This window comes from Streptomyces axinellae (genome assembly GCF_039532135.1).
Classification (GTDB): Bacteria; Actinomycetota; Actinomycetes; order Streptomycetales; family Streptomycetaceae; genus Streptomyces; species Streptomyces axinellae.
In genome coordinates this window covers 150,295-170,045 of sequence record NZ_BAAARJ010000013.1, presented here as the reverse complement: position 1 = coordinate 170,045, position 19,751 = coordinate 150,295, and the positions used below count along the sequence as shown (strand labels likewise).

At 69.4% G+C, this 19,751-nt stretch carries 16 protein-coding genes; 10 read left to right on the top strand and 6 right to left on the bottom strand.

Going from position 1 to position 19,751, the window contains the following annotated elements; genetic code table 11:
* Positions 1-149 precede the first annotated feature (149 nt).
* The 6 genes from ABD339_RS20620 to ABD339_RS20595 all read left to right on the top strand — a co-directional run bounded on the left by ABD339_RS20620 (position 150) and on the right by ABD339_RS20595 (position 9,117).
* Positions 150-1,421, top strand: coding sequence for a S1C family serine protease (locus tag ABD339_RS20620; RefSeq protein WP_425576043.1), 1,272 nt, complete (start codon positions 150-152; stop codon positions 1,419-1,421).
* Between the two features lie 313 nt (positions 1,422-1,734).
* Positions 1,735-2,472, top strand: a complete 738-nt coding sequence (locus ABD339_RS20615) for a response regulator transcription factor (protein WP_344567865.1) — start codon at positions 1,735-1,737, stop codon at positions 2,470-2,472.
* Positions 2,473-2,639: 167 nt separating this feature from the next.
* A complete protein-coding gene (locus ABD339_RS20610) occupies positions 2,640-4,082 on the top strand; it encodes a HAMP domain-containing sensor histidine kinase (protein ID WP_344567864.1) in 1,443 nt (480 codons plus the stop codon).
* A 70-nt stretch (positions 4,083-4,152) separates the two neighbouring features.
* A complete protein-coding gene (gene mshD, locus ABD339_RS20605; protein WP_344567863.1) occupies positions 4,153-5,052 on the top strand; it encodes a mycothiol synthase in 900 nt (299 codons plus the stop codon).
* A gap of 423 nt (positions 5,053-5,475) precedes the next feature.
* The gene (locus ABD339_RS20600; protein ID WP_344567862.1) at positions 5,476-7,860 is read left to right on the top strand and encodes an RNA degradosome polyphosphate kinase; all 2,385 of its coding nucleotides are present in this window, start codon (positions 5,476-5,478) and stop codon (positions 7,858-7,860) included.
* A 99-nt stretch (positions 7,861-7,959) separates the two neighbouring features.
* Positions 7,960-9,117, top strand: coding sequence for a CHAD domain-containing protein (locus ABD339_RS20595; protein ID WP_425576041.1), 1,158 nt, complete (start codon positions 7,960-7,962; stop codon positions 9,115-9,117).
* Between the two features lie 153 nt (positions 9,118-9,270).
* On the opposite strand, the gene ABD339_RS20590 is transcribed toward ABD339_RS20595, so the two are convergent.
* Positions 9,271-10,455 carry a hypothetical protein gene (locus ABD339_RS20590; RefSeq protein ID WP_344567861.1) on the bottom strand — a complete coding sequence of 395 codons (1,185 nt, stop codon included), beginning with the start codon at positions 10,453-10,455 and terminating at the stop codon, positions 9,271-9,273.
* A gap of 290 nt (positions 10,456-10,745) precedes the next feature.
* Here ABD339_RS20590 and ABD339_RS20585 point away from each other — a divergent pair, with 290 nt between their 5' ends.
* A complete protein-coding gene (locus tag ABD339_RS20585; protein ID WP_344567860.1) occupies positions 10,746-10,958 on the top strand; it encodes a hypothetical protein in 213 nt (70 codons plus the stop codon).
* Positions 10,959-11,218: 260 nt separating this feature from the next.
* Here ABD339_RS20585 and ABD339_RS20580 read toward each other — a convergent pair whose 3' ends face one another.
* Together ABD339_RS20580 and ABD339_RS20575 are read right to left on the bottom strand one after the other, a co-directional pair.
* Positions 11,219-11,575 (bottom strand): hypothetical protein, encoded by a 357-nt coding sequence (locus ABD339_RS20580; RefSeq protein ID WP_344567859.1) that lies wholly within the window; start codon positions 11,573-11,575, stop codon positions 11,219-11,221.
* Positions 11,572-11,784, bottom strand: a complete 213-nt coding sequence (locus tag ABD339_RS20575) for a hypothetical protein (RefSeq protein ID WP_344567858.1) — start codon at positions 11,782-11,784, stop codon at positions 11,572-11,574. Before ABD339_RS20575 ends, ABD339_RS20580 begins: the two co-directional genes overlap by 4 nt.
* A gap of 128 nt (positions 11,785-11,912) precedes the next feature.
* Between ABD339_RS20575 and ABD339_RS20570 the strand changes: the two genes are divergently transcribed.
* The 3 genes from ABD339_RS20570 to ABD339_RS20560 all read left to right on the top strand — a co-directional run bounded on the left by ABD339_RS20570 (position 11,913) and on the right by ABD339_RS20560 (position 14,389).
* On the top strand, positions 11,913-12,746 hold the full coding sequence (locus ABD339_RS20570; protein ID WP_344567857.1) for a helix-turn-helix domain-containing protein: 834 nt from the start codon (positions 11,913-11,915) through the stop codon (positions 12,744-12,746).
* Positions 12,721-12,927: a DUF397 domain-containing protein gene (locus ABD339_RS20565; RefSeq protein ID WP_425576040.1), complete on the top strand. Its 207-nt coding sequence runs from the start codon at positions 12,721-12,723 to the stop codon at positions 12,925-12,927. The genes ABD339_RS20570 and ABD339_RS20565 overlap by 26 nt, the downstream gene beginning before the upstream one ends.
* Before the next feature lie 877 nt (positions 12,928-13,804).
* A complete protein-coding gene (locus ABD339_RS20560) occupies positions 13,805-14,389 on the top strand; it encodes a CHAD domain-containing protein (protein ID WP_344567856.1) in 585 nt (194 codons plus the stop codon).
* A gap of 914 nt (positions 14,390-15,303) precedes the next feature.
* On the opposite strand, the gene ABD339_RS20555 is transcribed toward ABD339_RS20560, so the two are convergent.
* From ABD339_RS20555 to ABD339_RS20545, 3 genes are all read right to left on the bottom strand, one after another.
* Positions 15,304-16,827: a hypothetical protein gene (locus ABD339_RS20555; RefSeq protein WP_344567855.1), complete on the bottom strand. Its 1,524-nt coding sequence runs from the start codon at positions 16,825-16,827 to the stop codon at positions 15,304-15,306.
* A gap of 136 nt (positions 16,828-16,963) precedes the next feature.
* Positions 16,964-17,275, bottom strand: coding sequence for a hypothetical protein (locus tag ABD339_RS20550; protein ID WP_344567854.1), 312 nt, complete (start codon positions 17,273-17,275; stop codon positions 16,964-16,966).
* Between the two features lie 106 nt (positions 17,276-17,381).
* Complete coding sequence (locus tag ABD339_RS20545; protein WP_344567853.1) at positions 17,382-19,124, bottom strand: hypothetical protein; 1,743 nt, start codon at positions 19,122-19,124, stop codon at positions 17,382-17,384.
* Positions 19,125-19,751 lie beyond the last annotated feature (627 nt).

The following is a 19,751-nucleotide window of genomic DNA, read 5'->3' as shown; positions in this document are numbered from 1 at the left end:
AAGATAACTTCGGGCTTTCTCAGCGCCTCCTCAGAGCCCTCTCATGTTGGCGCGCCACTGTCAGTGGCATGGACAACACGAGGGACAGCAGCAGGGACAGCAGCAGGGACAGCGGCAGGGACAGCGGGACGGGCCACGGGGCGGACGGCATGGTGGACAGCGCGGCGGCGGCCGAGGTGGGCGGCCCGCAGGTGCCGCCCGGTGGCCAGGGTGGTGGCGGCGCGGAGCCGACGGGAGACGCCACCCCGGCGTTCGGCACCGCCGCGCCCGCCACCCCGGAGTTCGGCACTGCCGCGTCCGGCCCGGCCGCGTCCGGCCGTGGCGCCGCCGAGACCGCCGCGTTCCCCGCCGTCGCACCCGGCACCGGGGCCCCTGGCCCCGACGCCGTGTCCGGCCCGCCCGTGCCGCCCCCGCCGCCGCTTCCCCCGTACGCGGCGTTCCCGGGGGAGGGGCCGGGGTACGGCGCCGAGCCGGGTGGGCAGTACGCGTCGCACGCGGGCGGGCGGCGGCGGATGCGCAGGCCGGCGGCGCTTATCACGGCGGTGGCCGTGGGCGCGGCGGTCATCGGAGGCGGCACCGCCTTCAGCATGGAGAAGCTGCTGGGCGGCGGCGCGGGCTCCTCGTCCTCCGTTTCGGCGGCGCAGAGCAGCAGTACGGCGGCGAAGGGCACGGCAGCCCGGGTGGCGCAGGAGGTGAGCCCGAGCGTGGTGGAGATCAACGCGTCCAGCGGGTCGGGTGAGTCCACCGGTTCGGGTGTCGTGATCACCAAGGGCGGCGAGATCGTCACCAACAACCACGTCGTGTCCGGCGCCGACACCGTGCAGGTCTCCTTCAGCAACGGCAAGAAGGTGACGGGGAAGGTCACGGGCACCGATCCGGACAAGGACCTCGCCCTGGTCAAGGTCGGCGACACCGACGGGCTCAAGCCGGCCACGCTGGGCGACTCGGACTCGGTGGGCGTCGGGGACGGGGTGGTCGCCATCGGTTCGCCCGAGGGCCTGTCGGGGACGGTCACCAGCGGCATCGTCTCGGCCAAGGACCGGAACGTGAAGGTCCAGAAGGAGGACGGCAATTCCGGCGGCCAGTCGCAGGACGGTGGCGACGGCGGCAACGGCGGCAGCGGGGGCTCGGGCGACTGGCCGTTCGAGTTCGACGGCGGCCAGTACAACGGTGGGGTGAGCGGGGAGACCACCACCTACAAGGCCATCCAGACCGATGCCTCCCTCAACCCGGGCAACTCCGGAGGTGCACTGGTCAACATGGCCGGGCAGGTCATCGGCATCAACTCCGCGATGCTGCCCGCGGGTTCGGGCGGCGGGCAGGCCGCCCAGTCCAGTTCGGGCAGTGTGGGCCTCGGCTTCGCGATCCCCGTCAACGACCTGAAGAAGGACCTGGACACCCTGCGGGACGGGAATGCGTGAGGCGGCCTCGCCCCGCGCGCTCCCGGGCGCGCGTCCGGAATCGTCCCCCGGGCCGGACGTGTCCCCGCGTCCGTACGCGCCCCCGCCTCCGGACTCGTCCCCGGGTCCGTTCCCGGGCCCGGGCCCGTTCCCGAATGTGAGTCCGGACGCGTCCCCGCCCCCGTACGCGCCACCGCCTCCGGACACGTATCCGCACGCACATCCGGGTCCGGGTCCGCACCCGGACCACGCCCCGGACCCGGACCCGCCGGCCACCGCACCCGCCGTACCGGCCTGGGCCGAAGCGGGCGGCGAGGGTGCCAAGCTTGGGGCCATGCCCGCTGAGTCCATGCCCTCGCCCGAGTCCCGGAAGATCCTCATCGTCGATGACGAGCCCGCCGTGCGCGACGCGCTGCGCCGCAGCCTCAGCTTCGAGGGGTACGCCACCGAGCAGGCGGCGGACGGCGCCGAGGCGTTGGAGAAGGCCGAGGAGTACCAGCCCGACCTGATCGTGCTGGACGTCCTCATGCCCCGGATGGACGGCCTCACCGCCGCCCGGCGGCTGCGCGCGGCCGGGCAGCGGGTGCCGGTGCTGATGCTGACCGCCCGGGACACGGTCGGCGACCGTGTGACCGGACTGGACGCGGGGGCGGACGACTACCTTGTCAAGCCGTTCGAGCTGGACGAACTCCTCGCCCGGGTCCGCGCCCTGCTGCGGCGCAGCTCCTACGCGCGGGCCCAGGCGCTGGCCGAGGCCGAGGAGGGGCCGGAGACGCTGTCCTTCGCCGATCTGCGGATGGATCTGCGCACCCGCGAGGTGACCCGGGGCACGCGGCAGGTGGAGCTGACGCGTACCGAGTACACGCTGCTGGAGATGTTCCTCGCCCACCCCCGGCAGGTGCTCACCCGGGAGCAGATCCTCAAGGCGGTGTGGGGCTTCGACTTCGAGCCCTCGTCCAACTCCCTGGACGTCTACGTGATGTATCTGCGGCGCAAGACCGAGGCCGGGGGCGAGGGGCGGCTGGTGCACACGGTGCGCGGGGTGGGCTATGTGCTGCGGGACGACGCGTGACCTCTGATCCGCCCCCGTCTTCGTCTCCGTCTTCGTCTCCGTCTTCGTCTTCGCCCCCGCCCTCGTCCGAGGACCGGCGTACGTTCCCGGACCGCTTCCTGCGCGGTCGCGGTCGCGGTCGCGGTCCCGGCCCTGGCGGCGGGGGCGGGGGCGGGCGCGCCGTCTCCATGCCGCTGCGCGGCAGGCTGGCGCTGCTGGCCGCTGCCACGGTGGCGCTGGCGGTGGCCGCCTGCGCGGTGGCCTGCTGGTTCCTCGTCCGCGCGCAGCTGCTGAACTCGCTGGACGACTCGCTGCGTGACAACTCCGTGCCGCCGAGCACCGTCGTGGACCGGGTGCAGTCCGGGCAGTGCTCGCCGCCCGACCAGCCGTCGCCCAACCCCTTCGGTGCCACCGTGCAGGTCGTGGACGCCTCCGGCACCAACTGCGTGATCGTCGGCAACAAGCTGGACGTCAAGGACGCGGACATCGCCGTCGCCAAGCGGGAGCGCCGCGAGGTCATCCATGAGACGCAGGCCGCCAACGGCACCGGGTACCGGGTGCGCACCACGCCTGTGGCGGGCACCGGGCTCGCGGTGTCGCTGGCCAGGCCGATGACGGAGATCGAGGAGTCGCTGCGCAAGCTCGCGCTCATCCTCAGCCTGGTCGGCGGCGCGGGCGTGCTGGGCGCCGCCGGGGCCGGGGTGGCGCTGGCCCGCGCCGGGCTGCGCCCCGTGGACCGGCTGACGGAGGCCGTCGAACACATCGCGCGCACCGAGGACCTGGCCGTCCGTATCCCCGCCGAGGGGGACGACGAGATCGCGCGGCTCTCCCGCTCGTTCAACGCCATGACCGAGGCGCTGGCCTCCTCGCGGGAGCTTCAGCAGCAGCTCATCGCGGACGCCGGGCACGAGCTGCGCACCCCGCTGACCTCGCTGCGCACCAACGTCGATCTGCTGGTGCGCAGCGAGGAGACCGGCCGCCCGCTGCCCGAGCAGGACCGCAGGGAACTGCTCGCCTCCGTCAAGGCGCAGATGGCCGAACTCGGGGAGCTGATCGGCGACATCCAGGAGCTGTCCCGCCCCCAGGCCGGGCCCGCCGAGCAGGAGCGGGCCCAGATCGTGGGGCTGCACGACACGGTGGCGCGGGCCGTGGAACGGGTGCGTCCGCGCGGGCCGCGGGTGACGCTGACGACGGAGCTGTCGCCCTGGTACGTGCGTGCCGACCCGGCGGCGCTGGAGCGCTCCGTGGTCAACCTGCTGGACAACGCGGTCAAGTTCAGCCCGGCGGGCGGCACGGTGCGGGTCACGCTGCGGCAGGGGTGGCTGAGCGTGCGCGACGAGGGTCCCGGTGTGCCCGCCGAGGAACTCCCGTACGTCTTCGACCGGTTCTGGCGCTCCCCGTCCGCGCGGAGCATGCCCGGCTCGGGGCTCGGCCTGTCGATCGTGGCCCGTACGGTGCGGCAGGCCGGCGGCGAGGTCGAACTGCGGCTGCCCCGGGACGGCCGCCCCGGTACCGAGGCCGTACTGCACCTGCCGGGCGCCCCCACGGCCCCGCCCGACCTGTCGGACCCGCCAGGGCCGCCGCCCGAGCCCTCGTCCGGTCCGGACGCGAAGCACCCGGGAGCGGGCTGAGAGCAGGGGCTTCCGGCGCCGGGGCGCCCGGCAGCACCGCCCGCGCCGCCGCGGCCGTAGGGTCGTCCCCATGAGTGACGTGGATGTTGTGGACGAGGTGCCCGCGGAGGTCGTACGCGAAGTCCTCGCGCTGATCGATACCGCGGCCCGCGAGGACGGCCAGCCCGCCGTCTCCGAACAGGGCAGGCTCCAACTGCGCGGCGGCCCCCGGGAGGGCGTGCGCCACCTCCTGCTGCACGCCGGGGACGGCGCCCTGGCCGGTTACGCCCAGCTGGAGGACACCGACCCGGTCGAAGCGCCCGTCGGCGAGCTGGTCGTCGCGCCCGACCACCGGGGCAACGGCTACGGCCGGCGGCTCGGCCAGAGCCTGCTCGACCTGTCCGGCAAGCGGCTGCGCGTGTGGGCGCACGGTGGGCACCCGGCGGCCCGGCACCTGACCCGGACCCTGGGGCTGACCCTCTTCCGCGAGCTGCGTCAGCTGCGGCGCCCGCTGACGGGCCTGGACCTGCCCGAGCCCGTCGTACCCGACGGGGTGAAGGTGCGCACCTTCCGCCCCGGCGAGGACGACGCGGCCTGGCTCGCCCTCAACGCCGAGGCGTTCGCGCACCACCCCGAACAGGGCGGCCTCACCCAGCGCGACCTGGACGACCGCAAGGCCGAACCCTGGTTCGACCCCGCCGGGTTCTTCCTCGCCGAGCGGGACGGCGAACTGGTCGGCTTCCACTGGACGAAGGTGCACGAGGAGGCGGACCTCGGCGAGGTCTACGTCGTCGGCGTCAGCCCCCGCGAGCAGGGCGGCGGCCTGGGCAGGGCCCTCACCGCCGTCGGCCTGCGCTACCTGTCCTTCGAGCGGGGCCTGCCCACGGCGATGCTGTACGTGGACGCGGACAACACGGCCGCCGTACGGGTCTACGAGCGCCTCGGCTTCCGCACCCACGAGGTGGACCTGATGTACCGCACGGAGACCTGAGCGGTCCGCTTCTACCTGTGCACGGCGCCCCGCCGTGGGGCCTTTTGTTTGTTGCCGTTCGCGGGGTGCGCCGTGGTCGCTCGCGCCGTTCCCCGCGCCCCTTTCGGGGCGGGCCCCGGTTTGAGGGGCGCGGGGAACGGCGCGCTCAGGCGGGTACGGGCCGCAGACAGGGGGCGGGGTCGGCCCCCGCGGCGGGGTGCGGCCCCGAAGGGGTGGGGGAACCGGTAGGCCGGGAGGCCGTGCCCGCCCGGACGAGGCGGCAACCTGGGGACCCCCGGGATGCCATGTGCGCGTAACCGGCGATTCAACCTCGCTTGCGACGCTCACCCAATGGCCCGCTCCCTCGCGACAGAGAGCTTCGACCCCCCACCCCCCGGTGCACGGAACCCGCTCCGTGTCACCGGCACGCGGAACAATGGAGGCATGAGCCAGCACGCTCCGCGCAGTACGCCCGCCTCGCAGGGTGCCCCCGTTCCCCAGCCCTCGGTCGGTTCGATCGCGGCACACCGCACCGGCACGGGCACCGGCGGTGTGCCCGGCGCCGGCCCGCACCTGGGTGCGGGCCTGGGTCTGGAGCCGGACATCGACTCCGATGTGGATCTCTACGAGGAGGGCCAGGGGCCCAGGGAGGCCGCCGGGGATCTGCCCGCCGACCGGTTCCTGGACCGCGAGCGCAGCTGGCTCGCCTTCAACGAACGTGTTCTCGAACTCGCCGAGGACGCCGAGACCCCGCTTCTCGAAAGGGCCAACTTTCTGGCGATCTTCGCCAGCAATCTGGATGAATTCTTCATGGTGCGGGTCGCCGGTCTCAAGCGCCGGATCGCGACCGGTGTCGCCACCCGCAGCGCCTCCGGCCTTCAGCCGCGCGAGGTCCTGGACCTGATCTGGAACCGTTCGCGTGAACTGATGGCCCGTCACGCGGCGTGCTACCAGCAGGACATCGCGCCCGCGCTGGCCGACGAGGGTCTGCATCTGCTGCGGTGGCACGAGCTGACGGAGCAGGAGCAGGCCCGCCTGTTCACGCTCTTCCGGCAGCAGGTCTATCCCGTGCTCACCCCGCTGGCCGTCGATCCCGCGCACCCGTTCCCGTACATCTCCGGGCTGTCGCTCAACCTCGCGGTGGTCGTCCGCAATCCCGTCAGCGGGCACAACCACTTCGCGCGGGTGAAGGTCCCCCCGCTGCTGCCGCGCTTCCTGGAGGCGTCGCCGCACCGCTACGTCCCGCTGGAGGACGTCATCGCGGCGCATCTGGAGGAGCTGTTCCCCGGCATGGAGGTGCTGGCGCACCACATGTTCCGGGTGACGCGCAACGAGGACCTGGAGGTGGAGGAGGACGACGCAGAGAACCTTCTCCAAGCCCTGGAGAAGGAGTTGATGCGGCGCCGTTTCGGGCCTCCGGTGCGGCTGGAGGTCGAGGAGTCGATCGACCCGTACGTGCTGGATCTGCTGGTGCGCGAGCTGAAGGTGAGCGAGGCGGAGGTGTATCCGCTGCCGGGTCCGCTGGACCTGACGGGCCTGTCGGGGGTCGCCTCGGCACTGGACCGGCCGGAGCTGAAGTACCCCAAGTTCGTGGCGGGCACCCACCGCGACCTGGCGGAGGTCGAGTCCGCCTCGGCGCCCGACATCTTCGCGGCGCTGCGCGAGCGCGACGTTCTGCTGCACCATCCGTACGACTCGTTCTCCACTTCCGTACAGGCGTTCTTGGAGCAGGCCGCGGCCGACCCGGATGTGCTGGCCATCAAGCAGACGCTGTACCGGACGTCCGGAGACTCGCCGATCGTCGATGCGCTGATAGACGCGGCGGAATCCGGCAAGCAGGTGCTGGTGCTGGTGGAGATCAAGGCGCGCTTCGACGAGCAGGCCAACATCAAGTGGGCCCGGAAGCTGGAGGAGTCGGGCTGCCATGTGGTCTACGGGCTGGTGGGGCTCAAGACGCACTGCAAGCTGTCGCTGGTGGTGCGCCAGGAGGGCGAGACGCTGCGCCGCTACGCGCATGTCGGCACCGGCAACTACCACCCCAAGACGGCACGCCTGTATGAGGACCTGGGGCTGCTGACGGCCGACCAGCAGGTGGGCGCCGACCTGTCCGACCTGTTCAACCGGCTGTCCGGATATTCCCGCCGGGAGACCTACCGCCGCCTGCTGGTCGCGCCCCGTTCGCTGCGGGACGGGCTGGTCTCCCGTATCCAGAAGGAGGTCACCCACCACAGGGCGGGCCGCCCCGCGTATGTGCGCATCAAGGTCAACTCGATAGTGGACGAGCGGATCTGCGACGCGCTCTACCGCGCCTCCATGGCGGGCGTCCCCGTGGATGTGTGGGTGCGCGGCATCTGCGCGCTGCGGCCGGGCGTGCCGGGGCTGAGCGACAACATAAGGGTGCGCAGTGTGCTGGGCCGCTTCCTGGAGCACTCGCGGGTCTTCTGTTTCGGCAACGGCGGCGAGTCCGAGGTGTGGCTGGGCAGCGCGGACATGATGCACCGCAATCTGGACCGCAGGATCGAGGCGCTGGTACGGGTCACCGACCCGGCACACCGCGCCTCGCTCAACCGGATGCTGGAGACCGGCATGTCCGAGGCCACCGACTCCTGGCATCTGGGCCCGGACGGCGACTGGACGCGGCACGCGTACGCCGAGACGGCCGACGGAGCGGACGGAACCGATGGAGCGGACGGAACCGACGGGGCGGCAGGGACCGGTGGTGGCGCGGCCGACGGGACCGGCGGGCGGGTCACGGCGGGGCAGCGCCTGCCCAACGTCCAGGAAATGCTCATCGAGGGGCGGCGGCGCAGGCGTGGACCAGCGACATGAGAAGCGCGTCCGCGGCACGCACGGTGACGCGGCGCGCGTGGAGCACGCAGACAGCACAGACAACACAGACAACATCAATTCCGCGGCAAAGGGGCTGTGATGGCGGGGCGGAGCCGGGACTCGGTTGTCGAGTCCGGGCACGGGACGGAGGCCACGGCGACGATGACGGCGATGCGGGCGGCGGACACGGCCTCCGACGTGCTCGGCGACTACCTCCGGGCCCGTGCGGCCGAATTCCTGCGCGGACTGCGCGTACACGCGGAGAGCGCGGGCAGTGCGGAAGGGGCGGCACGGGCCGCCGAGGCGGTGGACTCGTTGCGCGCCGCCGCTCGCAGGCTGAACGGAGCCCTGCACACCTACCGTCCGCTGCTGGATCCGTCCTGGGCCGACCAGTTGCGCGGCGAACTGAGCTGGCTCTCGGGCACCCTGGCCCGCGAATACGCGTACGCGGGGCAGTTGGAGCGGCTGCTGGGCGCCTTGCACCGGCTGGCCACCGGCGCCCCCACCGGGACCGTCGCCCCCACCGGGGACGGCGCCCCCACCGGGGACGGCGCCCCCACCGGGGACGGTCCGCTGCCGGTAGGGGCCGCCCGTGCGGGCGCGCTGCTGGACCGGCGCCTGACGCTCTCCCGCACCCGCGCCCACTCGGCCGCGCTCCAGGCGCTTGGCTCGGCCCGCTTCCACGCTGTCGCCGACGCGGTGGCGGTGCTCGCCTCCGAGGTGCCCTTCCGCACCGACGCCAAGGTGGCGGCCGACCAGTCGGCCGCCACCGTGCTGCCCCCGTTGGCCGAACAGGCCCGCGCGCACCTGTCCGAGGCGGTGGGAGCCTTGCCGCTGACCCGCGCGGGAGCGCCGTACAACGCGGACGCGCTGACCCGTTCCCTGGCCACCGAGGCACGGCAGGACGCCGCCTGGCACCAGGTGCGGGTCATGCTGCGGCTGCACCGTTACGCGCGGGAGGTGCTGGGGCAGCCCGCCGACGCCGACCCGCGCCTGCTGCCCGCCGGAGCGGCGCTGGAGAGGCACCGGGACGCGGCCGAGGCGGCGGCAGCGGCGGCATCGGCCGCCGGGACCCCGCGTATCGCGCCCGCCACCGCGTACGCGCTCGGCGTCCTCCACGCCGACCAGCGGCACGAGGTGGAGGCGGCCCGCTTCGTCTTCGGCCGCCTCTGGGGCCAGTCGCACACGTCACCTACGCCGCCCCCGCCGCCCGCGCCTTGTGCGCGGGAGCCGCGCGAGGAGGGGCGGGCCTCGTGATCAGGGCGGATGCGGAGTGACCGATGCCTCGGTGAGGGGGGTTGCTGGAGGTGCGGGAGGCGGCTTCCCGGGTGAGGGCGGAGGAGCTTCGCGCGGAGAAAGAGCCGATCCGTGCCTGGTCTGCCGTGTACGGGCTCGTTGAGTCGGCTTCGCTCATCGCCTCTGCTTTTTCTCCCTGGTTCCGGGAGGCTGGAACGTTGCCGGAGGCTGGAACGGGGTTTGCTCGGCGGCTCCCGACGGGCCGGCAGGCCAGTACTGGGGACCGGTGGGGAGGTTGGCCCATGCCGGCACCGGATTCACCAGATACGGGTATCCATCCGCGCCGTAGTAGCCACCGCCCGGGTCGGTCGTCCTGTGCGCAGCAGGAGCATCCAAGGGGGGCGGGGCCATCGGAGCAGTGACTGGCAGTCCCCCCATGCCCTGGGGTATCGCAGCAGGCTCGCAGGGATACCCCAGCGGCGGATCGGTGAACGGGGCATAGTGCTCAGGGATTTCCATGGGGTGCCACGGGTGCGCCTGCTCGTTGTCGGCCCTTTCGGCCCACCCGGCGCTTTCTGCTTGCGTGGTGGTGCCCTCGATCATCCATTTGTCCCCCCGCCGGACGGGTTGCAGGCCATGCAGTTTCAGCGCCTCTCTCAGTCCGGCCTCCAACGCCTCTTTGCGCCCCCGGTTTCGCATCGCGTGCAGGAATTGGCCGATGGGGACATTGAAGGTGAATGTGTCGTCGACCACTATCTGCTGACAGTCCCTGTGCTTGGGTGGGTTTCCCGGTTCCCGGGCGTTCAGGGCGGCCGCGTAATCCTCGTCCCTCCACGTGGTCCTTTTTCCGGTCTGCGGGATCTTCCACAGACCTTCTGAGTTTTTCCAGGGCTGCAGGCCATGCAGTTCCAGCGCCTCGATCAGGACCGCCTTCAATGCCGTTCCGCGTCCCTGGTGTCGCAGCGAGTGGAGGAATTGGCCGAGGCGGACGTTGGCGCTGCCGCCGCCGATGTCTACCGTCTCGTTCTTCTTGGGCAGGTCTCCCGGCTCCAGGGCGTTCAGCGCGGCGGCGTATTGCTCGTCGCTCCACCTGGTCCTTTTTCCGGTCTGCGGGATCTTCCACCGGTCGTCTGAGTTTTTCCAGGGCTCCAGGTCATGCCGTTTCAGCGCCTCTATCAGGCCCCGCCCCAACGTCTTGCGCCCCCGGCTTCGCAGCTGGCTCAGGAATGTGCCGAGGGGGACGTCGACGGTGCGGCCGCCGATGTCTAGCTCCACCTTGCCCGTCTGCTGGGGCAGGTGTCCCGGCTCCAGGGCGTTCAGCGCGGCTGCGTAGTGCTCGTCGGTACATATTTTCGGCACGGTTCAATTCCTTCCAGTTCCATTAAAAACTGCCTGTACGGGGTGCTTTCTGTTTACCTGGCCGTCTGCCGGACAGTCCGCATAAGCGAAGCGGGTGGGGTGGTTATTGCCGGCGTGGTTCTGGTCGATGATGGCTGACGGCCTCGGTGGAGGGGCACATACGGGCGCGCTCCGGCCCTGGGCGGGCGGTGCGAATCGTCCGGCCGTGCCGGGCTGGCCAAAGCCGCCGTAGCTTCCGGCGTGACCGCAACCATGGGATTGTCCGTACCCCCTAGGGCTGCTGGGAGGGCGTGTCCGCCGGCCTGGACGCGGACGGTCTCAGACTCGGTTCCAAGAAGCCGGTCCTGCGGCGGGTGGGCGGCCTCTGCCGCCGCGAGTTCGGCAGCGATCCGCTCCTTCTCCGCGCGAAGCTCCTCCGCCCTCACCCGGCAGCCGCCACCCGCTCCTCCAGCAACCCCCTCACCGGTGGCATCGTCACCTCCGCACCGCCGAGAACGAACTGATTGTCCGAACTCTCCCGCGACCACACCGAAACCATGCCCGAACAACGGGAACTCAACGCTCACATCCGGAAAGACAACGGCTTCTCAAACAGGTCAACTACTGTCCCCCGGGGCGGCGGTGCGGCCCGTTCACCGCCAACGACCAGGAGGACGCCCTCCTCTGGCTTTCCCGGCCCCGCACGCGCCCGCGACCGCCTCACCCACGACCAGGACCGCGACCTGGGAACCGACCTGCTGGCCGCCCTCAGCCGGACCTGCTCTCACAGGTAGAGCCGCACCCCGCAAGTGCCGCAGTGCGTACGGCCGTTGCGCACCACCGTCACCTGATGCGGGCAGCCGGGGGAGGCCCCGCGCGCGCCCGGCGGCTCCACGAGCCGCACCGACTCCGGTGCGGCGACGTACTCCAGACCGCCGCCCTGCGGCCGGATGAACACCGCCACCGCGCCCTTCGGGGCGGAAGCGCCGAACGCGCTCCCGCACGCGCCGCCGTACGCGTCGCGGGACAGTTGGGGATCGACGTAATCCACCACCACATCCATCAGGATCCCGACGATCCCGGACTCCACATCCCGCACCATCGCTCCCCGCCACCGCTGGAGAGCCGCCACGTCCGTCATCGCGCCGCCGCTCCCCTCAGCAGCACGGCCGCCAGGTCCCGGGCGACGGGCGCGGAGATCTCGCCCAGCACCACCAGCCCGTGCGTGGAGGTGCGCCGCATGTCCATCGCCGGAAACTGAATCCCGGCCACCTTGAGGGCTGCCGCGAGCTCCAGTCTGGCGTCCGTCGCTTCGCCGATCTTCCTGTGCGCCCGCGTCCGCGCGTCCACGCCCATGTCCTCACACCTCTCCACTGCTCCGCTGTGTATCGATCCGCTTACAGCGTGCGCATGGGATCGCTAGGCTTCCAGGGGGGGAGGGCTTGACAAACGCCGGATCAACCAGAGGAGTTGGGGGCATGGCCGAACGGACCCACCTGACGCCGCGCCAGAAGTACGGCGAGGAACTGCGTCGCAGGCGGCTCGCCGCCGGGATGACACAGCAGGAGCTGGCCGAAAAGGTCATCTGCTCCCACACGCTCATCAGTCACATCGAAGCCGGCCGCAGGCTGCCGCAGCCGGAGGACGCGCGGCGGCTGGATCAGGTGCTGGGGGCGGACGGGTGGTTCGAGCGTTGGCTGTTGGATCTGGAGAACCGCTACGCCGACCACTTCGCGGAAGCGGCTGAGCTGGAGCAGCAGGCGGTCGAGATCAAGGAATACGCGGCGACCCTGGTGCCGGGTCTGCTCCAGACCGAGACATACGCGCGGGCGGTCTTCCGGGCGTTCAGCCCGAACTACCGTGCGGAGGAGCTCGAACGGCGGGTTGTCAATCGCATAGAGCGAGCCCGAGTTCTGGACAACCCGGCGTCTCCTGTCGTGTGGACGGTGCTCTGTGAAGGCGTGCTACGGAGGCGCGTCGGTGGAGGGGCTGCCATGGCCCATCAGCTGGGCGAGATCGCAGACCATGCCGAAGCCGGCCGCATCCGGCTGCACGTCATCCCCTTCTCCACCGGTGCCCATGCGCTGATGGAGAGCATGGTCTCGCTCATGACCTTCGCCGACATGGCGCCTGCGGCGTACGTCGAGGGACTGCTCACCGGCCAGCTCATGGACGAACCATCTCGCGTGCGCAACTGCCAGGCCGCCTATTACCTTGCACTGGGCGACGCCTTGTCACATCGGCAATCTCTGGCCCTGGTCAGGGCCGCAGCAAGGGAGCACGAACATGGTGAACGAGTACAGCATCCGTGAGGCCGCCGGGTTGGGCGGCTGGCGCAAGTCCAGCTACAGCGGGGGTAGCAACGGAAGTTGCCTGGAGGTCGCCGACGGCCACGACTTCGGTGTTCCGGTGCGGGATTCGAAGGATCCGCACGGGCCCGCACTCGTCTTCGGGGCTGCTGCGTGGTCCTCGTTCGTCAACGCGCTGCGATAGGAGAGTGCGGGGGCGCTGTCCACCCTCACGTGGGCAGTGCCCCCCGCATCGAGCAGTTCGGTTGGGAATCGGCCGGTGCTGACGTTCTCACTCGGCGCTGCCTGCCAGGGGCCTGCCTCGTCCCCCTCGGGGTTTTCGACCGGCTACTGCTTCCTTCCGGACTTCTTCAGGGCAGCGACGCGCTCGGAGTAGCTGCCGCCTGTGGTGGACGATCGCACGGTCGTGTCTGACGTGGTGTACGGGCTAGTGGGCTGCGTACTACGGTCAGCTATCGGTGCGCCATGGTCGCCGACCGAGCCCCTCTTGTGCCTGAGGGGCGGCCGAGGTGCAGTCCCTTGCGCCACCGTTCCTGTCCCCTGCGTGTATTGCGGGACCGGGTCTGCGGCAGGTCCCTGCGGCTGTCGGCCGGGCTGTGCCTCTGACGGAGCGTTTCGCAAGTCATCTGGATACTGCCGGGTCGGGGAAGTGAAAACAGAGGTCGAGGACCCCATAGTGGGCGACTGTATAAAGTCATTCGCCCTGCTGTACCTCCTGTCCAAATACTCGTCTGTTACCAGTCGACTGGGCTGCCCCGGGTCCTGCTGATCAGGCATGAGTGCCACTCTCCCTCTGGAATTTCGGAGTACGGGGCAACGTGACGCCCTGCACGTCAACATCAACCGGGCGGGTCACGGCGGGCCGGCGCCTGCCCAATGTCCAGGAAATGCTCATCGAGGGGCGGCGCAGGCGTGGACCGGCGACATGAGACGCGCGCCGGTGGCGCGGAGCGCCCGGGGCGGACAGGGCGCTCAGGGCGGACAGGGCGCCCGGGGCGGACAGAGCGCTCAGAGGGCGGGGAACGCGGAGAACGCATGAACTGGGCGGCAAAGGGGCTGTGATGGCGGGGCGGAGCCGGGACTCGGTTGTCGAGTCCGGGCACGGGACGGAGGCCACGGCGACGATGACGGCGATGCGGGCGGCGGACACGGCCTCCGACGTGCTCGGCGACTACCTCCGGGCCCGTGCGGCCGAATTCCTGCGCGGACTGCGCGTACACGCGGAGAGCGCGGGCAGCGCGGAGGGGGCGGCACGGGCCGCCGAGGCGGTGGACTCGTTGCGCGCCGCCGCTCGCAGGCTGAACGGAGCCCTGCACACCTACCGTCCGCTGCTGGATCCGTCCTGGGCCGACCAGTTGCGCGGCGAACTGAGCTGGCTGTCGGGCACCCTGGCCCGCGAATACGCGTACGCGGGGCAGTTGGAGCGGCTGCTGGGCGCCTTGCACCGGCTGGCCACCGGCGCCCCCACCGGGACCGTCGCCTTTGTCAGCACGTCTGCCAACGTATTTACGCGCGTGCTCCTTCGCAGGGTGTCCAGGAATTGGCCGATGGGGACGTCGGCGGTGCGGCCGTCGATTTCCACCTGCTCCTTCTCCCCCTGCTTGGGCAGGTGTCCCTCTTGCCTGGCGTCCAGCGCGGCTGCGTAGTGCTCGTCCTTCCACATGATTTGTGTTCCGGCCTGGGGGATGAACCACCGGCCGTTTACTTCCTGGGGCGACAGGTCATGCTTTGACAGCGCCTCTTTCAGCACGTCTCCCAACGGATTTACGCGCCCCTTGCTTCGCAGTGTGTTCAGGAAGATGCCGATGGGGACGTTCTCGAGGCGTTCGCCGATCATCACCTCCTGTTTCTCCGTGGACCCAGGCGGGTTTCCCTTCTCCCGGGCGTTCAGTGCGGCCGCGTAATCCTCGTCCCTCCACGTGGTTTTTTTCTGGATCTGTGGAATCGTCCACCGGTCGTCTGGTTGTTGCTCGGGCGGCAGGCCATGCTGTTGTAGCGCCGCTGCCGGCTCGGCTCCAAATGGGGGGACATCGGCGAGTCTGCCGCCGATCTCCCACTGCGTGTCCGGCTGATCGGGCAGGTCTACTGGATTCCAGAGGTTCAGTGCGGCCGCGTATTCCTCGTCGGAATATTCATTCGGCATGGTTCATCCCTTCCCGTTCCATGTGAAGCCGCCTGTATGGGCGCTTTCTGTTCACCTGACCGACTGCCGGGCAGCTCGGGGGCCTTCGGGCCGGGCCCGGGCCTGCTTGCTGCGGCACATCCCCCCCGCATCCGTTCACGACGCGGCCCCGGAATCCGGCCCGACCTCACTGCTCCTGCCGGAAGCGACGGCGCGACGGCGCTCACCGGGCCACCACGAGAAATAGACGTGGCACGCTGCCAAGGCGGAATCCGGAGCAAGCCGAAGAAGCTTGGGGGGCTGGAGCTTGAGCACGCCCGCCGACTGCGGAGTCGGTGGAAACGGCGAGCCGGCCTCCATGAAGCACCGCTCAGACTCAGCTGCTGCCACCTCACCCATTGACAACTCAACTCATTGCGTTAGCCGCTGTGAATTCGCTCATGTCCGTTTCCGCTTTCTCGGGCTGTTGGGGGGCTGGTGCGGAGTTGGCTCGGTGGTCCGCGTCGGGGCGGCGGGCCAGTGCCGGTGGCCGTCGGGGAGGTTGGCCCATGCTGGCACCGGATTCACCAGATGTGCACTCCGGTCGGGATAGTCACCGCTCAGGGTGGTCGTTCCCCGCGCGGCAGAAGCGTTCCAGGCGGGCGGAGCCACTGGAGCAGTGAACGACTGCGAGGGCGCCTGCTCGTTGGCGGACCGTCCGGCGCTTTCTGCTTGCGCGGTGGTGACGATCTTCCATGTGCCCTCCTGCAAGGTGGGCGACAGGTCATGCTGTTTCAGCGCGTTTGTCAGCACCTCTTCCAACGCCCTTTTGCGCCCATTGTTTCGCAGGTTGTGCAGGCATTTGCCGATGGGGACGTTCTGGGGACGGCCGTCAATCATCACCTTCTGTTTCTCTGTGGGCCCGGGCAGGTTTTCCTTCTCCCAGGCGTTCAGTGCGGCCGCGTAATCCTCGTCCCTCCACATGGTTTTTTGCGGGACCTGCGGGAGCTTCCACCGGCCGTCTACTTCCCGGGGCCACTGGTCATGCTTTGACAGCGCATTTGTCAGCACGTCTTCCAACGCCTTTTTGCGCCCTCTGGTTCGCAGATTGTGCAGGCATTGGCCGATGGGGACGTTCTGGGGACGGCCGCCGATCATCACCTTCTGTTTCTCTGTGGGCCCGGGCAGGTTTTCCTTCTCCCAGGCGTTCAGTGCGGCCGCGTAATCCTCGTCCCTCCACATGGTTTTTTGCGGGACCTGCGGGATCGTCCACCGGCCGCCTAGTATTTGTCCGGGCGGCAGGCCATGATCTGTCAGTGCCTGTGTCAGTACTTCTCTCAACGGATTTACGCGCCCTTCGTTTCGCAGCGTGTGCAGGAATTGTCCGATGGGGACTTTCTCGAGGCGGGATCCGATCATCACCTCCTGTGTCTCCTTGGACCCGGGCAGGTTTTCCTTCTCCCAGGCGTTCAGCGCGGCCGCGTAATCCTCGTCCCTCCACCTGGTTCTTTTCGGGACCTGCGGGAGCTTCCACCAGCCGTCTCCTTCCAGGGGCGACAGGTCATGCTTTGACAGCGCATTTTTCAGCACGTCCCCCAACGCCTTTTTGCGCCCTTTGTTCCGCAGATTGTGCAGGAATTGGCCGATGGGGACGACGAGGCGTTGGTCGCCGATCATCACCTCCTGTTTCTCTGTGGATCCGGGCAGGTTTCCTTCCTCCCGGGCGTTTAGCGCGGCCGCGTAATCCTCGTCCCTCCACGTGGTTTTTTTCCGGGTCTGCGGAACTGTCCTCCAGTCGTCTGGTCGTTGCTCGGGTGGCAGGTCATGCTGTTGTAGCGCCGCTGTCGGCTCGGCTCCAAATGGGAGGAGATCGGCGAGTCTGCCGTCGATCTCCCACTGCATGTCCGGCTGATGGGGCAGGTCTACCGGATTCCAGAGGTCCAGTGTGGCCGCGTATTCCTCGTCGGAATATTCATTCGGCATGGTTCATCCCTTCCCGTTCCATGTGAAGCCGCCTGTATGGGCGCTTTCTGTTTCCCTGACCGACTGCCGGACGGCCCGGGGCCCTCGGACCGGGCCCGGGCCTGCTTGCTGCGGCACATCCCCCCCCCGCATCGGTTCACGACGCGGCCCCGGAATCCGGCCCGACCTCACTGCTCCTGCTGGAAGCGACGGCGCGACGGCGTTCACCGGGCCACCACGAGAAACAGGCGTGGCACGCTACCGAGACGGAACCCGGAGCAAGCCGAAACAGCATGGAGAACCGGAGATTGAGCACGTCTTCCATGATTCCGAGGACGACGTCCTGCGGCACACGGTCACCGTTGCCCCCGGCCGCGTCGGCCCCCTGGCACGTCACGAGCCCGGGGGCCTCCGGATGCCAGAACTCGCGGGTGAACTTCGGCAGGTAGTCGGTGCGGTCGCTGCGCAAGAGCGGGTGCGGTCGGCGCCGCTGAGGGCACCGCCGGTAGTGCCGCCGTTCGCCCGCGCCTGGTCTCGCGTGTCTGCTGTGCACGGGCTCGTTGAGGCCGCTTCGCTCATCGCCTCCGCTTTGTCGGCCTGTTCTCGGGAGGCTGAACCGGGGTTTGCCCGGCGGCTGGCGGCGGGCCGGCAGGCCGGTTCTCGCCCCCGCTGGGGGGGTAGGCCCCTGCTGGCTGACCGTTGGGGAGGTTGGTCCATGCCGGCACCGGATTCACCGGATACGGATATCCACCCGCGCCGGAGTAGCCACCCGCGCCGGAGTAGCCACTGCTCAGGGTGTTCGTCTGCGCAGCAGGATCATCCCAGGGGGGCGGGGCCACCGGAGCAGTGACCGGCAGTCCCTCCATGCCCTGGGGTATCGCACCAGTCCTGCTGCTGTCCCCCAGCGGCGGATAGGTGAACTGGGCAGAGTACTCAGGGAAACCCACCGGGTTCCACGGGAGCGGCGCCTGCTCGTTGTCGGACCGTTCGGCCCATCCGGCGCTTTCTGCTTGCGTGGTGGCGCCGCCGATTATCCATTTGTTCCCCTGCCAGGTGGGCGACAGGCCATGCAGTTCCAGCGCCGCTTTCAGCCCCTCCTCCAACGCCTTTACGCGCCCCTCATTTCCCATCCTGTTCAGGAATCGGCCGATGGGGACATTGAGGGTGAACTTGTCGACCACTATCTCCTGCGTTTCCTTCTGTTTGGGCAGGTCCCCCAGCGGCCAGGCGTTCAGCGCGGCCGCGTAGTGCTCGTCGCTCCATAGGGTCTTTTGTCCGGTCAGCGGGATCGTCCACTGGCCGTTTTCGTTTTTCCAGGGCGGCAGGCCATGCAGTTCCAGCGCCGCTTTCAGTCCCGCCTCCAACGCCTTTACGCGCCCCCGGCTTCGCAGCTTGTTCAGGAATTGGCCGATGGGGACGTTCTCGGGGACGCCGTCGATCTCTACCCTCTGCGTCTCCTCTTGCTTGGGCAGGTCCCCCAGTGGCCAGGCGTTCAGCGCGGCCGCGTAGTGCTCGTCGCTCCATGTGGTCTTTTTTCCGGTCTGCGGGATCGTCCACTTGCCGTCTAGTCTTTGCAAGGGCGTCAGGCCGTGGGCTTTCAGCGCCTTTGCCAGCCCCGCCTCCAACTCATTGCGTCCCTGGTGTCGCAGCCTGTTCAGGAATTGGCCGATGGGGACGTTCTCAGGGACGCCATCGATCTCTACCCGCTGCGTCTCCTCTCGCTTGGGCAGGTTTCCCGGCCGCCGGGCGTTCAGCGCGGCCGCGTAGTGCTCGTCGCCCCACATGGTCATTTTTCCGGTCTGCGGGATCCTCCACTGGTCTTTTTCGTTTTTCCAGGGGGGCAGGCCGTGCCGTTCCAGCGCCTCTATCAGGTCCTTCCCCAACTCTTCTTTGCGCCCCCGGCTCCTTCGCAGCTGGGCCAGGAGTTGGCCGAGGGGGATGTCGACGGTGAAGTCGCCGATGTCAATCTTCACCGTTTCCTTCTGTTGGGGCAGGTGTCCCGGCTCCAGGGCGTCCAGCGCGGCCGCGTATTGCTCGTCGCTCCACATGGTCTTTTGTCCGGTCTGCGGGATCACCCAATGGTCTTTTTCGTTTTTCCAGGTCGGCAGGCCGTGCCGTTCCAGCGCCTTTTTCAGGCCCTTCCCCAACTCCTGTTTGCGCCCCCGGCTTCGCAGTAGTGCCAGGAATGTGCCGATGGGGATGTCGACGGTGCCGCCGCCGATGTCTACCTCCTGCTTCTCCGTGTGTTTGGGCAGGTGTCCCGGCTCCCGGGCGTTCAGCGCGGCTGCGTATTGCTCGTCGGAATATTTTGACGGCACGGTTCATTCCTTCCATTCCATTGAAAAACTGCCGGTTCGGGGGCTTTCTGTTTACCTGGCCGCCTGCCGGACAGCCCGCATCAAGCGAAGCGGGTGGTGGTTATTGTCGGCGTGGTTCTGGTCCCGATGGTGGTTGGCGGCCTCGGTGGAGGGGGCACGTACGGGTGCGCCCCGGCTCTGGGCGGGCGGTGTGAATCGTCCGGCCGCGCCGGGCTGTCCAAGCCGCCGTAGCCTCCGTCGTGACCGCAACCATGGGCTTGTCCGTACCTGCTAGGGCTGCTGGCATGGGCGGGTTCGCCGGCCTGGACGCGGACGGTCTCGGACCCGGCTTCAACTGGTCCTGCGGCGGGTGGGCGGCCTCTGCCGCCGCGAGTTCAGCAGCGAGCCGTTCCTTCTTCGCGCGAAGCTCCTCCGCCCTTACCCGGCAGCCGCCTCCCGCTCCTCCAGCAACGCTCTCACCGATGGCCTCGGCACTTCCGCGTCGCCGAGAACGAACTGATTGTCCGAACTTCCCTTCGACCACGCCGAAATCATGCCCGAACATTAGGAACTCAACGCTCATATCGGGAAAGACAACGGCTTCTCAAGGAGGTCAGCTACTGGTCCGCCGAGGCGGCGGGCGGCACC

Coding starts and splice junctions, on each gene's coding strand:
- ABD339_RS20595 (WP_425576041.1), top strand. CDS start 7,960: ATGGCGGGGCGGAGCCGGGACTCGGTTGTCGAGTCCGGGCACGGGACG.
- ABD339_RS20615 (WP_344567865.1), top strand. CDS start 1,735: ATGCCCGCTGAGTCCATGCCCTCGCCCGAGTCCCGGAAGATCCTCATC.
- ABD339_RS20565 (WP_425576040.1), top strand. CDS start 12,721: ATGGTGAACGAGTACAGCATCCGTGAGGCCGCCGGGTTGGGCGGCTGG.
- ABD339_RS20620 (WP_425576043.1), top strand. CDS start 150: ATGGTGGACAGCGCGGCGGCGGCCGAGGTGGGCGGCCCGCAGGTGCCG.
- mshD (WP_344567863.1), top strand. CDS start 4,153: ATGAGTGACGTGGATGTTGTGGACGAGGTGCCCGCGGAGGTCGTACGC.
- ABD339_RS20580 (WP_344567859.1), bottom strand. CDS start 11,575: ATGACGGACGTGGCGGCTCTCCAGCGGTGGCGGGGAGCGATGGTGCGG.
- ABD339_RS20555 (WP_344567855.1), bottom strand. CDS start 16,827: ATGCCGAATGAATATTCCGACGAGGAATACGCGGCCACACTGGACCTC.
- ABD339_RS20560 (WP_344567856.1), top strand. CDS start 13,805: ATGGCGGGGCGGAGCCGGGACTCGGTTGTCGAGTCCGGGCACGGGACG.
- ABD339_RS20610 (WP_344567864.1), top strand. CDS start 2,640: ATGCCGCTGCGCGGCAGGCTGGCGCTGCTGGCCGCTGCCACGGTGGCG.
- ABD339_RS20570 (WP_344567857.1), top strand. CDS start 11,913: ATGGCCGAACGGACCCACCTGACGCCGCGCCAGAAGTACGGCGAGGAA.
- ABD339_RS20600 (WP_344567862.1), top strand. CDS start 5,476: ATGAGCCAGCACGCTCCGCGCAGTACGCCCGCCTCGCAGGGTGCCCCC.